The sequence below is a fragment of the Chitinivorax tropicus genome, assembly GCF_014202905.1.
GTDB lineage: Bacteria > Pseudomonadota > Gammaproteobacteria > Burkholderiales > SCOH01 > Chitinivorax > Chitinivorax tropicus.
This window is the reverse complement of the sequence record NZ_JACHHY010000009.1, coordinates 130,764-144,531: the sequence shown is the minus strand read 5'-3', so window position 1 is coordinate 144,531 and position 13,768 is coordinate 130,764. Positions and strand designations below refer to the sequence as shown.

The following is a 13,768-nucleotide window of genomic DNA, read 5'->3' as shown; positions in this document are numbered from 1 at the left end:
GGGCCTTTTATAGTTCGATGGCATGGCCTTGCTGATCAAAGTAATAGATGTTCTCGTATTTGAACCCCCAGTGACCGCCGACCCGCCGGATGTGCGGCTCAAAGGTGAAAAACGGTGCTTCTTCCAGCCGGGCTGTGTTGTAGGCTTCGATGAACAGGCGTTCTTCGCGCTTTTGCGCGATGCTGTGGCCGACATTGCCGAGAAAGTCCAGGTTTTCATAGCCAGCGGCCATGATCTGGTGATTGGCGTATTCATACAGCTCGCCAAATTGCGTCGCTGGCTCGACGAAACGACACATCGCCAGATGCAGGTGGCGTAGCACCTGCAGTCCGTGCAGGAATTCGGGGGTTTGCGGCGTGAGCGTGGCCCGCCCATGCTCCATGAAGATGGTGCGGGCGCAATCGCCCCACACCCGCCGATAGGATGGGCTGAGATCCAAGGTGATCACATTGTGTTCGCCTACTGGCTCCCGTGCAGGAATGTAGGAGCGGCCCGACTCGGATCGACAGCTACGGCTGCCCAGCAGCACCATGACAGGGCAATCGTAATACCAGGTTTCGGTCAGGCCGCTGGCAGCCAGCAGCGTTTTGGCTTTGACAACCAGGCTGGCCTCGGTGTCGTCCGGGGTGATCTGCTCGACCAGCTGTTGGGAAACAGTCTTGGCGCGGACTTGAACCGCACGATAAGCTTCGATTGCGGCAGCAGGAATCATCAAAGCTCCTTGGCAATCTCGCGGGCAATCACCAGTTTCTGGATATCGCTGGTGCCCTCATAGATCTGGGTCACCCGCACATCACGATAAATACGTTCAACGGGGAAGTCGCTCAGATAGCCATAACCACCCAAGGTCTGGAGCGCAGCGGAGCAGACTTGTTCTGCCATCTCCGAGGCGAACAGCTTGGCCATCGAGGCTTCCTTCAAGCAAGCCTCTCCGGCATCCTTCAGCGCGGCGGCGTGCCACACCAGCTGGCGTGCGGCTTCGATCTTGGTGGCGCACTCTGCCAAGCGGAACTGCACGGCCTGATGCTCATAGATGGGTTTGCCAAATGCCTCCCGCTCCTGCGCATAGCGCAATGCACAGCGGTAGGCGGCGCGGGCCATACCCACGGACTGGGCGGCAATGCCGATCCGGCCCGACTCCAGATTGGCCAGGGCGATGCGGTAGCCGTCCCCCTCTTTGCCCAGCAGGTTGGCAGCAGGTACGATGCACTCGTCAAAGACGATCTGCGCAGTATCCGAGCCATGCTGGCCCATTTTGTCTTCAACCTTGGCGACGACAAAGCCAGGGGTATCTGTCGGCACGATGAAGGCACTGAGTCCCTTTTTGCCAGCACTGGGGTCGGTCACTGCGATGACAATGGCGAGGTGGGCATTCTTGCCAGTGGTGATGAATTGCTTGGTGCCGTTGATGCGGTAACCATTGCCACTTTGCATGGCGCGTGTCTTGATGGCCCCAGCATCCGAGCCGACGTGCGGCTCGGTCAGGCAAAAGCAACCCAGCTTTTCGCCACGGGCGAGGGGTTTCAGAAAGCGCTCGCGCTGGATATCGTTGCCAAAGAGCAGAATCGGCCCGCAAACCACAGAGTTCTGTACCGAGATGATGGTAGACAGTGCGCCATCGCCTGCTGCCACCTCCTCCAGCACCAGAGCGGTGGACAGATAGTCCAATCCTGCGCCGCCCAACTCGGGTGGCACCACCATGCCCATCAGCCCCATTTCGGCCAGCTCGGCCAGCTCATCTGTGGGGAAGGCATGGGTCTGATCTCGCAGGCCTGCCGTGACCAGCAGCTTCTCTTGCGAGTAAGTCCGCACGGTGTCACGGATGATCTTCTGCTCATCGCTCAATATCATACAGAGACCTCATCATTGGCCCCGGAAGGGCGAGTGGCGACCCAGATGGCACATTCCAGACTCAGTACCATGCTGCCCTGCTGGTTGTAGGTGCGCCAGCCGGTGTGCACCACGCCAAAGCCGGGTTTCGACTGCGAGCGCTTGCGGTTCAGCACGTCGAATTCGGCTCGCAACACGTCACCAGGGCGCACGGGTTGATGGAATGTCAATTTGTCGATTTGCAGCCCGATCAGCCCATTGGCCACTCGCTTGAGGTCGCTGCTGGTGAACATGCGCATGGTCAACGAGGCAGTCTGCCAGCCGCTGGCCACCAGCGAACCAAAGACGCTGGCCCTGCCACCGGATTCGGTCAGGTGAAAGGGCTGGGGATCATATTGGCTGGCAAAGGTTGTCAGCTCCTCCACCCCCAAGGTGACCGGGCCACCCTGAAACACACGACCAGGGTTCAAATCTTCAAAATACAGCTTGGATTCTGACATCGCAGATGACTTTCTGGTTTCAAAACAGCTCCACGGCCATGGCTGTCGCTTCGCCGCCGCCGATGCACAGACTTGCGACGCCGCGTTTCAGCCCATAGTGTTTGAGCGCGTAGAGCAGGGTTGTCACAATGCGTGCGCCCGATGCCCCGATCGGGTGGCCCAGGGCGCACGCGCCACCATGAACATTGACCTTCTCATGGGGAAGATGCAACTCTTTCATGGCGGCCATGGTCACCACGGCAAATGCCTCGTTGACTTCGAACAGATCCACATCGGATGCTGCCCAGCCGGTTTTGGCAAAGAGCTTCTGCATAGCACCGACCGGCGCCGTGGTGAACCACCCAGGCTCCTGTGCATGACTGGCGTGGCCGACGAAACGGGCCAGCGGGGTCAGGCCGCGTGCTTCGGCATCCCGCTCGCGCATCAGCACCAGGGCGGACGCCCCATCTGAAATCGAGCTTGAATTGGCTGGGGTGATCGTGCCGTCTTTCTTGAATACGGGTTTCAGCAGCGGAATCTTGTCCAGCTTGGCCTTGAACGGCTGCTCATCCAGATGGATCAGCTTGCTGTCCTTGCCGACTGGCACCGGCACCGACACGATTTCATCATCGAATTTATGATGCGTGCTCGCATCCATCGCCCGTTGTAGCGAGGAGATGGCAAATTCATCCTGCGCACCGCGTGAGAAGCCGTATTTTTCGGCGCACTCCTCGGCAAAGGTACCCATCAGGCGGCCCTTGTCGTAAGCATCTTCCAGGCCATCTAGGAACATGTGATCCTTGATTTCGCCATGGCCCAGGCGGAAGCCGCCACGCGCTTTCGGGAGCAGGTAAGGGGCATTGGTCATGCTCTCCATGCCACCTGCGACCATCACGCTGTTATTGCCTGCCTTGAGCATGTCATGGGCAAACATCAGCGCCTTCATGCCCGAGCCGCACATCTTGTTGATGGTGGTGCAGTTGGTGGACAACGGCAGCCCTGCTTTGATGCTGGCTTGCCTTGCTGGGGCTTGGCCTTGCCCGGCGGGCAATACGCAGCCCATGATCACTTCTTCGATGTCGCTGGCGGATAAAGTGGCACGCTCGACGGCAGCCTTGATTGCCACGCTGCCCAATTCGGATGCGGTCAACGCGCCAAAGTCGCCCTGAAAGCCGCCCATTGGCGTTCTTACTGCAGACACAATCACAATCGCATCAGACATGGTCAGGCTCCTTTTCGGACAAGATCCGCGACCTGGCATCCGGTGACGGCAGGCAGCGGGTAGTGTGTAGATGGGTTGAAGGCAAGCAACATGCAGCGGTGCTGGCAGCGTTTGTCAGCCGCCAGCCAACAGCGCTGGCAATGATTCAATCTGCTCAGCGGGTTTCGTTGAACAACTCGCGCCCGATCAGCATGCGGCGGATTTCACTGGTGCCTGCGCCGATTTCATACAGCTTGGCATCGCGCCACAGACGCGCTACCGGGTATTCATTGATGTAGCCGTTGCCACCCAATGTCTGAATGGCTTCACCGGCCATCCAGGTGGCTTTCTCTGCGGCATACAGAATGGCGCCCGCAGCATCCTTGCGGGTGGTTTCGCCACGATCCAGTGCCGCACCGACCGCATACACATAGGCACGGCAGGCAGACAGGGTGGTGTACATGTCGGCAATCTTGCCCTGCATCAGTTCAAATTCACCAATGGCCTGACCAAACTGCTTGCGTTCATGGACATATGGCACAACCGCATCCATGCAGGCTTGCATGATGCCCAAGGGGCCGCCGGAGAGCACCGCCCGTTCAAAGTCCAGACCACTCATCAACACATTCACGCCCTTGCCGACCTGGCCCAACACGTTCTCTTCAGGCACTTCCACGTCATCGAAGAACAAGGGGTAGGTATTGGAGCCGCGCATGCCCAGCTTGTCGAGCTTGCTGCCGGCGCTGAACCCTTTCATGCCTTTCTCGATCAAAAAGGCCGTGATGCCTTTGGCACCCGCTACGGTGTCCGTCTTGGCATACACCACCAATACGTCAGCATCCCCGCCGTTGGTGATCCACATCTTTGAGCCATTCAGCACATAGCGGTCACCCTGCTTGTCTGCGCGTAGCTTCATGGATACGACATCTGAGCCGGCATTGGGTTCACTCATCGCCAGTGCGCCAATGTATTCGCCGGAGATCAGCTTCGGCAGATACTTTTGCTTTTGCGCCGCATTGCCATTTTTACGGATCTGGTTCACGCACAGATTGGAGTGTGCGCCATAAGACAAACCAACCGATGCTGAGCCGCGCGAAATTTCCTCCATGGCTACGATATGGGCCAGATAGCCCAGGTTGGTACCGCCGTACTCTTCCTCCACCGTCAGCCCCAGCACCCCCAACTCGCCCAGTTTTCGCCACATGTCGGCAGGGAAAAGGTTGTCCTGATCGATGCGGGCTGCCTGTGGGGCCAATTCGGCGGCCACAAAGTTGCGGACTGCTTCCCGCAGCATGTCGATGGTGTCGCCCAGGGCGAAATTGAGGCTTGGATAGGTGAGCATGTTGCATCTCCGTCTGGCTGCGATGTCTGAAAGCGCTGGCGACCACACAATCTTCTCAGCTTAGACTATGGATGGTGTCAAATGAGCTGGAACCGTTGTGTTGAATTGAGCTGGGCGATGCCACCATGGCCCAATTGAGCGTTTGATTGGTAGCGGGTACTCTAATTCCAGTTTACGTTAACGTCAATATCGAGCCGACGAAAATGCGCTATTCACCCAGAATCTCCCGGCATCGTGTAGTCAGGCTGTCCATTTCACTCAGCACGATCTCGATATCGGTTTTCTGCTGCTCAAGCTGCAGGCGTTTGTTGGCGATGCGATCCAGCAACAGGCGTAACTGTGGCTTCTGGTCTTTACCCATGTCATACAGATCAAAAAGCTCGCGTATTTCGCCCAATGCAAAGCCCAGCCGCTTGCCGCGCAGAATCAGCATCAGGCGGGTGCGGTCGCGCTGGTTGTAGAGTCGGTTCCGGCCAATCCGTTCTGGCGAGAGCAAGCCCTCGTCTTCGTAGAATCGGATGGTGCGGGTGGTGACATCGAACTCGCGGGCAAGATCGGTGATGGTGTAGGTGGTATCGTTGGCAATATCGCTCATGCGCGGCCCCTGCTAGGAATGGTCGGACTATAGCAGATCGAACCATCATCATTCACCTGAAACCCGGCTTATATATGAAACGGGGTAAATTCCGACTGATATGATCAGCCAGCGTCTCTGCGGGGCTGAACAGGTCAATATCAGCATCAAGCCGAAGTGTGCCCCGTAATCATGCTTGCGGTGGCGGGTGCCAGAAATGGCTCAGCTCAATCAGGCTGTGGGCCTGCTGGTAGCGCCCGCACGCAAGGGTCTGATGCTCAAAACCGCACGGAGCATGCTATAACACAGCATCAGACCGTGTTTGTTGAGAGCCCTATGACCGACGCCAGCCGTGAGTTTCATTTCACGCATGATGATTTCGAGCGTGTTCGCAAAATGATTTATGACTATGCCGGCATTGCGCTGCATGATGGTAAGCAGGATATGGTCTATGGCCGCTTGGCGCGTCGTCTGCGTGCGCTGAATCTGAGTTCGTTCAAGGATTATCTGGCTTATCTGCAACGTGGCGATCAAAAAGAGTGGGAGGCATTTGTCAATTCACTCACTACCAATTTGACCTCTTTTTTCAGAGAGGATCATCATTTCGCCATTTTGCTTGAACACTTGAAAAAGCGATCCGGGGGCGGCCAGGTGTCCATCTGGTGCTCGGCAGCATCGACAGGTGAAGAGCCTTACTCAATTGCGATGACCGTGTGCGAGGCATTTGATTCATTGACCCCGCCAGCCAAGATCATCGCTACCGATCTGGATACCAATGTGCTGGATTTCGGCTCGAAGGGGGTATACCCACAAGATCGATCCGACAAGATCTCACCTGCGCGCGCGGCCCGTTTTTTCACAAAGGGGGCGGATGGCTCGTTGCTGGTCAAGCCGGAGCTGAAGAACCTGATCACCTTTCGGCGCCTGAATCTCATCGATTCGACCTGGCCGATCCGTGGCCCATTTGATGCCATATTCTGCCGCAATGTCATGATCTATTTCGATAAGCCGACCCAGGTGTCAATACTGAAGAAATTCGTGCCCTTGATGCGCCAAGATGGCCTGCTGTTTGTGGGGCACTCGGAAAACTTCTATCACGCTGCCGACCTGTTCCGGCTGCGTGGCAAGACAGTCTATGAATTGGCCAGCACCGCCAATGCGCGTATCGATTAGGCACTATCGACACGAGTGGTGACGCTGTGATCATGGCTGTCCGGCAGCGGCTGACGCGATGGCCTCACCATTCTTGCATGATGGCGAATCTGCTAGACTGTCCGACTTTTCTGCACAGCATTCATCGAGGCCGCTCATGACCGTCATCTGCCAGCAAGATTTCATCGACAGCATTTACGACAGCCTACAGTTCATCTCCTACTATCATCCGATCGACTACATCCAGGCGCTCGGTCAGGCGTATGAACGTGAGGCCTCGCCCGCAGCCAAGGATGCCATCGCACAGATTCTGACCAACTCACGCATGTGCGCCGAAGGCCATCGCCCGATCTGTCAGGATACCGGTATTGTCTGTGCCTTCATCAAAGTGGGCATGGGTGTGCGGTGGGAATCCTGTACCCTGTCCATCCAAGAGATGGTGAATGAAGGTGTGCGCCGCGCCTATAACGACCCAGACAACAAGTTGCGTGCGTCCGTGCTGATGGACCCGGCAGGCAGCCGTAAGAACACCCGAGACAACACCCCGGCGGTCGTCCATTTCGAGCTGGTACCAGGCGACAAGGTGGAAGTGAAAATCGCCGCCAAGGGAGGTGGCTCGGAAAACAAATCCAAATTCGCCATGCTCAACCCATCCGACAGCATTGTCGATTGGGTGTTGAAAACCGTACCGCAGATGGGAGCGGGCTGGTGCCCACCGGGCATGCTGGGCATCGGCATTGGCGGCACCGCTGAGAAAGCCATGCTGCTGGCCAAAGAGTCGCTGATGGATCACATCGATATCCAGGACTTGATTGCGCGTGGCCCGCAAAACCGTGTGGAAGAGCTGCGCATCGAGCTGTATGAAAAAGTGAATGCGCTGGGCATCGGTGCGCAGGGGCTAGGTGGTTTGACCACCGTGCTGGACGTGAAGATTCTCGACTACCCGACCCATGCTGCTTCGCTGCCGATCGCGATGATTCCGAACTGTGCGGCCACCCGTCATGTGGAATTCACCCTGGATGGATCTGGCCCGGCCAAGCTGGAGCCACCCAAGCTGGAAGACTGGCCTGCCGTCAGCTGGACGCCTTCCGAGCAAGCGCGACGAGTCGATCTCAATACCATCACCAAGGAAGAAGTCGCCAGCTGGCAACCCGGTGAAATCCTGTTGTTGAATGGCAAGCTGCTGACCGGGCGTGATGCCGCGCACAAACGCATGGTCGATATGCTGAACAAAGGTGAGCAATTGCCTGTCGATTTCACCAATCGCTTCATCTATTACGTCGGGCCAGTTGACCCGGTGCGCGAGGAAGTGGTCGGCCCAGCGGGCCCCACCACCGCAACCCGCATGGACAAGTTCACTCGCCAGATGCTGGAGCAGACCGGTTTGCTGGGCATGGTCGGCAAGGCTGAGCGCGGCCCGGTCGCCATCGATGCGATCCGTGACAACAAGGCAGTCTATCTGATGGCAGTAGGGGGCGCGGCCTATCTGGTATCGAAGGCCATCAAGGGCTCGCAGGTGGTGGCATTTGACGACCTGGGCATGGAGGCAATCTATGAATTTGATGTTGTCGATATGCCGGTGACAGTAGCGGTGGATAGCCTGGGCACCTCAGTACATAAGACAGGCCCGGCAGAGTGGCAAGCCAAGATCGGCAAGATTCCGGTCACGACTGCCTGACGGGATCGGATTGACCGGCCCGATGACAGTGGCCGGGTCGATCTGCAATGGAATGCCTCCTTCGGGAGGCATTTTTCATGTCATCTCAACCGCATCACCAAGCAATCGCTTGGTCTGGCCTGTATGTGACGTCGGGTGGCATTTCCGCTGGCGGATACCATTGGCGAGGCAGTCGCGTGGCGGGGTCTTGTCTATAGAACAGAACCAGCTGCCGATAGACTGCAGGGTATAGCGTGGCAATGATCTCGGGGATCTCGAAGAACACCTCGCTGAAGACCGCGAAAAACTCCGCTGGGTTGGTCGCTGCGTAGGCGTCGATTGGCATCGGCTCGCCTTGATCGATGCGTCGGCAGAAATCCAGATAAGCCTGCTTCCAGTCTTGTGTCCAGTCTGCAACGCGCATGCCTTTATGCAGTGGCGGGAAGCCATTGGCTGTGCCATTGCGCATGTCGAGTTTGTGCGCAAACTCATGAATCACCACATTGTGGCCATCTAGCTCCGGCGCTGTCCGACTGTCCGGCCAGGAAAGCAGAACCGGGCCATCATGTCTGGCCTGGCCGGCCAACACCTGAGCTGATTCATGCACCAGCCCGATTGCATCGGGCCGTGGGTCCCGCGTGACAAAAGGGGTGGGGTAGACGACAACTGTTTTCCAATCCCGGTAGCTGTCGATGTCCAGATTCAAGATCGGTAGACAGGCCTGCGCCGCAATGACGAGCTTCTGATGATCCGACAGCTGGTAGTCGCCCGCGCCAAAGACAGCTTTTTCATGTAAGAACCACACCACACGGTCGCGCAGACGTTGCCGTTCATCAGCATTCAAGCCCATGAAGATCGGTTTGCTCAATACCGATTGCCAGGGGCTCTCTGGTAATGCGTGGGTATTCAACACCTTCTTCTGCTGGTAATGACGTAATAGCTGCAACATGGGCGTGGCTCGTGAAATGAACAATGCATAACTTGGGGTGCTCGTGGGCTTTTCAAGTCATCTGCCTTTCATCGGTGTCCAGCGGCTTGGGCAGGGGCGATCGGTCGGTCATCTTATTCATATCAACATGATGAATGATAGGCTGATTTTCGCGGAATTGCCCTAGCAAGCGTGATCGCTGGCCTATCTCGCAGGCTGGCTCTACGCCGGTAAGTGACGGTATCGCCAGGGGCTCTTGATTTGTTGACCTACCGTGTCGTTTGGTTCTGACTCGAAGCACCATCCCGCAAGAGCGTGGCTCACTTCCTTGCAGGCTGCTTCTCGGAAGAAAACGGTGTGTCGACTACTGGTCTAGCAGATGGCGTGGTTATGCTGATTGCTTGTATTTTTTCATTTCTGGAAAAATTCAATTTTTAATATTTATTGTGGATTTTTGGTTAATTAGATAAATTAATCAGGTTTTTAAAATTTATATTGCTCGAATTTCCTTGATTTTGGTTTGCCTTGAAGGCCTCTGATGATGAACTTCAAAATTTGATTTTTCATATATTTCAATGGAATATATGGATATTATGTGCGAAGTGGCTGCCGATGGCCCTCTTGTTGAATTCGTGGCGTGTGCAGACCGTTGTGAGTAAGCCGGAAAAGCATGATTTGGTTTGTGATCGGTCGGTTGATACACGCCTAGGCTTCAACCTTATTTGTGAATATCCGGTATTTCGTCTTTTTTTACGTTCAAGTATATCAAGGTATTCAAGATAAAGGAGGGGCTTGAATTTTGCGCTATGACATATGCTTTTAAAAACATATTATTGGGTTACCCATTTTAGCAACTTTTCTGCTTGCGGACAGAGCAATGGGCGGCTAACGTGAAGTTCTCGTGACGGTGTTATATGTAGTTACCAAGTAATGCCCACGAGTGTATCGCAGTGAGAGAGAGCAGTTCATATCAACGCTAAAACTGGAGAAACCAAATGAAGCGATCCTTCAATTGGGCTGTACGTCCCGTAGCAGTTGCTGTGTTGTTCGCACTATCTGCAGCAGTGTCAGCGGCTGATCGAGTCGATGTGAGTAAGTTGGTTGAGGCTAGGAAATCAGCAGGTCTTGTCGGTGGCATGCAACAGATGTTGGGTGCCTCTGGCGCGGACTTGAAAGCGGTCAGATCGGTGGTATTGCCCAATGGCAAAGTTGTCACCCGGTTTGAGCAGCGCTATCAAGGCCTGCCGATTTGGGGGCAGTCGGTTGTCGAACGCAGATCAGGCGCACAAAGTCTGGTGGCGGAGGAGATGAGTGGTGAACTGATCCAGAATATCGAGCTGGATCTGGCGACAGTCAAACCGACATTGACACCCAGGCAAGCCGTGGCCCAGCTGAAAATCAAAGCAGGTACATCGCTGGTCAACAAGATCGAAAATGAACAGGCGGATCTGATGATCCGGCTGGATGCAAACAACAAAGCACAGCTTGTCTATCTGGTTTCGTATTTCGAAGCATCCAATCACCCTCGTCGGCCCCATGCCTTTGTCGATGCCCTGACTGGTAGCATCGTTGAGTCATGGGAAGGGCTGGCACATCGAGACGCAACCGGCCCTGGTGGCAATGCCAAGATTGGCAGGTATGAGTATGGCGATAAATATGGCCCACTGAAGGTGACAGACGATTGCGCGATGGATAGCGGCAATGTGGTGACCGTCAACTTGAACCATGGCACCAGCACAAGCAGTCAGACACCACACCAATTCGCTTGCCCTCGCAACACTGTGAAGGAAATCAATGGTGCCTATTCGCCGTTGAACGATGCGCATTATTTCGGCAATGTGGTATTTGATCTGTACAAGAGCTGGTTCAACAAGAGCCCTCTGACCAGCAAACTGTATCTGTGGGTGCACTACGGAAGCAATTATGAGAATGCCTTCTGGAATGGTTCTGGCATGGGCTTTGGTGATGGTCAGAGCACGTTCTACCCACTGGTGTCATTGGATGTGGTGGGGCATGAAGTCAGCCATGGCTTTACCGAGCAGAATTCCAAGTTGCAGTACTCCGGGCAATCCGGCGGTATGAACGAGGCGTTCTCTGACATTGCCGGTGAAGCGGCGGAATTCTTCATGCGTGGTACCAATGACTTCATGGTGGGGGCCGATATCTTCAAAAACTCAGGGGCGTTGCGTTATATGGATGACCCTACCAAAGATGGCCGGTCGATTGGTCATGCCAAGGACTACTATGATGGACTGGATGTGCATTACTCCAGCGGGGTGTACAACAAGGCGTTCTATACCTTGGCCAAAACCAATGGGTGGGGTGTCCGCAAAGCGTTTGAAGTCTTCGTTGATGCCAATATGCTTCACTGGAACAGCACCTCCGACTTCAACAATGGTGCCTGCGGGGTGCAGAAGGCTGCGAAGGGACGTGGTTATAGCGAGAGTGATGTGAAGGATGCCTTCAAGGCTGTGGGGGTCTCCTGCGAGCCGCTGCCACCCAACCCGGACAAGTCATTGAAAAATGGCGTGCCGGTTAGAGGTCTGGCTGGGGCCATAAGCTCCTCGGATTATTACCAGTTTGAATTCAAACCTGGTATGACGGCGCTGACCTTCCGGACCTCTGGCGGGACGGGTGATGCGGACATCTATGTCCGTTATGGCTCACGCCCAACCACGACCGTATATGACTACCGTCCTTATCTGAACGGCAACAGTGAAACCGTGAGGGTGGCATCACCCAAGGCTGGTACCTACTACGTGATGCTACGCGGTTACACCGCCTATAGTGGTGTGACGCTGGTTGCGCAGGCGCAATGATCACGCATTGTACGACCCGGTGACGGTTGATCCGTCAAAAGTAGCAATGGCGCGGCCTGGAATGGTCGCGCCATTCTGACTTTATGGAGGTTGAAAAATGAAACTGAGTTGCATTAGTGCCGCATTGTTGGGGATGAGCCTAATCGGTATCGCTCACGCAGCGGACCCGGCTGCACCTAAGAAAGTCTATGTGACAGTTGGGTCGGATGCGTATCAGGTATTTCAGCGCTTTGTGGACACCGACATGCGCTTGATCGAGAAACGCGCGATGCCGACCCAAGCACTGCCAATGGCCGGTACGTCAGTGATCCCGCAGGAAACCGTCCATCTGATTGAAGTGGATGAAGACAAGCTAGGCAAAATGGGTGGCATGGTACATATGTTCCTGCGCCGCTGTGGTGGTTTCATCACGCATGAGTCATTGGCGGAAGCAAAAGCAGCGTTGGCAGGCCCAGTCACTGCGCTGGCGGCAGCCCGCCCCAATTACAATATCGACAATCAGGCGATTGTGAACCCGCTGCTGAATCAGATGCAAGATGCCACGATCTACACCACAATCACGGATCTATCCAACTTCGTGAATCGCTACTACCAGACCCAAGGGGGCGTCAGTGGCTCCAACTATATTCTGAATAAGTGGCAACAATTGGCAGGGGGGCGTAGCGATATCACCGTTGAGCAATTTGGCCACAGTTGGCTGCAAAAGTCGGTGATCATGACTATCAAAGGTTCCGATCCTCAGGCCGCCAGCGAAGTGATTGTGCTGGGTGGGCATCAGGACTCCATCAACCTGAGCGGTACCGGCGAGAACACCCGTGCGCCCGGCGCAGATGACGACGCCTCCGGCATCGCCAGCCTGACAGAAGTGATCCGTGTCATGATGGCGAATAACTACAAGCCGAAACGGACCATCAAATTCATGGCCTATGCAGCAGAGGAAGTCGGCTTGCGAGGCTCGAAGGATATTGCGGCCAAGTACCGACTCGATGGGGTCAATGTCGTGGGGGTCATGCAGCTGGACATGACCAACTATAAGGGATCGGACGCAGATATCTATATCTTCACCGACTTCACCGACGCGGCACAGAACACCTTCGTCGAGAACCTGATCAAGACCTACCTGCCAACACTCAAGGTCGGGTTCGATCGTTGTGGCTATGCGTGCTCAGATCATGCCTCCTGGAGCAACCAGGGCTACCCGGCCTCCATGCCTTTCGAGGCGGCATTCAGCGGCAGCAACAAGCGCATCCACACCCCCGACGATACCATGGCCAATATGGGTAACCAGGCACTGCATGCGCTCAAGTTTGCAAAATTGGGCATGGCCTTCGCTGTGGAATTGGGTAGCGATGGCGTAGGGGGCGGCGGCGGCGGTGAGGTCAGGACGATTTCTGACCCGAATGTCAGCCTAGCCCGAAATGCCAGTAAGTCTTATGGGCCATTCCAGGCGCTTGGCGGCACAACTTTCCGGGCCGATATCACCGGTACTGGGGATGCGGACCTGTATGTGCGGATTGGCGGCCCGGCCAGCACCAGCCAATACAATTGTCGCCCCTACAGAAGTGGCAGTGCGGAGACATGTATTGTCAACATACCCAACTCCAGTGATGTTTACATCATGGTTCGTGGCTACGCCGCAGCCGTCTATAGCCTGACCGGTACATATACCACACCTTGATCTTGATCCTCCGGCACCTTCGGCCTGTCGAATGCAGCCTGGCGTGATTCGGCAGGCCGAAGTGGCGACCTCGCGGCTTGACTATACCGCCAAGCCCCCAAATCTGGT

Annotated in this window: 11 protein-coding genes; 4 read left to right on the top strand and 7 right to left on the bottom strand. The window is 55.6% G+C overall.

Annotation, left to right across the window (positions count from 1 at the left end):
* Nucleotides 1–7: 7 nt before the first annotated feature.
* The 6 genes from HNQ59_RS08985 to HNQ59_RS08960 form a co-directional block, all read right to left on the bottom strand.
* The gene (locus HNQ59_RS08985) at nt 8–712 is read right to left on the bottom strand and encodes a M24 family metallopeptidase (RefSeq protein ID WP_184037989.1); all 705 of its coding nucleotides are present in this window, start codon (nt 710–712) and stop codon (nt 8–10) included.
* The gene (locus HNQ59_RS08980; protein WP_184037986.1) at nt 712–1,851 is read right to left on the bottom strand and encodes an acyl-CoA dehydrogenase family protein; all 1,140 of its coding nucleotides are present in this window, start codon (nt 1,849–1,851) and stop codon (nt 712–714) included. Before HNQ59_RS08980 ends, HNQ59_RS08985 begins: the two co-directional genes overlap by 1 nt.
* Nucleotides 1,848–2,330, bottom strand: coding sequence for a MaoC family dehydratase (locus HNQ59_RS08975; RefSeq protein ID WP_184037983.1), 483 nt, complete (start codon nt 2,328–2,330; stop codon nt 1,848–1,850). The genes HNQ59_RS08980 and HNQ59_RS08975 overlap by 4 nt, the downstream gene beginning before the upstream one ends.
* A gap of 19 nt (nt 2,331–2,349) precedes the next feature.
* Entirely contained in the window at nt 2,350–3,531 is a 1,182-nt protein-coding gene (locus tag HNQ59_RS08970; RefSeq protein ID WP_184037980.1) for an acetyl-CoA C-acyltransferase, read from the bottom strand.
* Nucleotides 3,532–3,685: 154 nt separating this feature from the next.
* Nucleotides 3,686–4,852 (bottom strand): isovaleryl-CoA dehydrogenase, encoded by a 1,167-nt coding sequence (locus tag HNQ59_RS08965; protein WP_184037979.1) that lies wholly within the window; start codon nt 4,850–4,852, stop codon nt 3,686–3,688.
* 208 nt (nt 4,853–5,060) lie between these two features.
* Nucleotides 5,061–5,447, bottom strand: a complete 387-nt coding sequence (locus HNQ59_RS08960; RefSeq protein ID WP_184037976.1) for a MerR family transcriptional regulator — start codon at nt 5,445–5,447, stop codon at nt 5,061–5,063.
* A 315-nt stretch (nt 5,448–5,762) separates the two neighbouring features.
* On the opposite strand from HNQ59_RS08960, the gene HNQ59_RS08955 reads away from it, so the two are divergent.
* Together HNQ59_RS08955 and HNQ59_RS08950 are read left to right on the top strand one after the other, a co-directional pair.
* Complete coding sequence (locus HNQ59_RS08955; RefSeq protein ID WP_184037974.1) at nt 5,763–6,599, top strand: CheR family methyltransferase; 837 nt, start codon at nt 5,763–5,765, stop codon at nt 6,597–6,599.
* A 136-nt stretch (nt 6,600–6,735) separates the two neighbouring features.
* Nucleotides 6,736–8,256 (top strand): fumarate hydratase, encoded by a 1,521-nt coding sequence (locus HNQ59_RS08950; RefSeq protein WP_184037972.1) that lies wholly within the window; start codon nt 6,736–6,738, stop codon nt 8,254–8,256.
* Nucleotides 8,257–8,350: 94 nt separating this feature from the next.
* Here HNQ59_RS08950 and HNQ59_RS08945 read toward each other — a convergent pair whose 3' ends face one another.
* A complete protein-coding gene (locus tag HNQ59_RS08945) occupies nt 8,351–9,184 on the bottom strand; it encodes a M90 family metallopeptidase (protein WP_246490922.1) in 834 nt (277 codons plus the stop codon).
* Between the two features lie 974 nt (nt 9,185–10,158).
* Here HNQ59_RS08945 and HNQ59_RS08940 point away from each other — a divergent pair.
* Nucleotides 10,159–11,982: a M4 family metallopeptidase gene (locus tag HNQ59_RS08940; RefSeq protein ID WP_184037969.1), complete on the top strand. Its 1,824-nt coding sequence runs from the start codon at nt 10,159–10,161 to the stop codon at nt 11,980–11,982.
* Nucleotides 11,983–12,079: 97 nt separating this feature from the next.
* A complete protein-coding gene (locus HNQ59_RS08935) occupies nt 12,080–13,660 on the top strand; it encodes a M28 family metallopeptidase (protein WP_184037966.1) in 1,581 nt (526 codons plus the stop codon).
* Nucleotides 13,661–13,768: the final 108 nt, after the last annotated feature.

Coding starts and splice junctions, on each gene's coding strand:
- HNQ59_RS08985 (WP_184037989.1), bottom strand. CDS start 712: ATGATTCCTGCTGCCGCAATCGAAGCTTATCGTGCGGTTCAAGTCCGC.
- HNQ59_RS08980 (WP_184037986.1), bottom strand. CDS start 1,851: ATGATATTGAGCGATGAGCAGAAGATCATCCGTGACACCGTGCGGACT.
- HNQ59_RS08975 (WP_184037983.1), bottom strand. CDS start 2,330: ATGTCAGAATCCAAGCTGTATTTTGAAGATTTGAACCCTGGTCGTGTG.
- HNQ59_RS08970 (WP_184037980.1), bottom strand. CDS start 3,531: ATGTCTGATGCGATTGTGATTGTGTCTGCAGTAAGAACGCCAATGGGC.
- HNQ59_RS08965 (WP_184037979.1), bottom strand. CDS start 4,852: ATGCTCACCTATCCAAGCCTCAATTTCGCCCTGGGCGACACCATCGAC.
- HNQ59_RS08960 (WP_184037976.1), bottom strand. CDS start 5,447: ATGAGCGATATTGCCAACGATACCACCTACACCATCACCGATCTTGCC.
- HNQ59_RS08955 (WP_184037974.1), top strand. CDS start 5,763: ATGACCGACGCCAGCCGTGAGTTTCATTTCACGCATGATGATTTCGAG.
- HNQ59_RS08950 (WP_184037972.1), top strand. CDS start 6,736: ATGACCGTCATCTGCCAGCAAGATTTCATCGACAGCATTTACGACAGC.
- HNQ59_RS08945 (WP_246490922.1), bottom strand. CDS start 9,184: ATGTTGCAGCTATTACGTCATTACCAGCAGAAGAAGGTGTTGAATACC.
- HNQ59_RS08940 (WP_184037969.1), top strand. CDS start 10,159: ATGAAGCGATCCTTCAATTGGGCTGTACGTCCCGTAGCAGTTGCTGTG.
- HNQ59_RS08935 (WP_184037966.1), top strand. CDS start 12,080: ATGAAACTGAGTTGCATTAGTGCCGCATTGTTGGGGATGAGCCTAATC.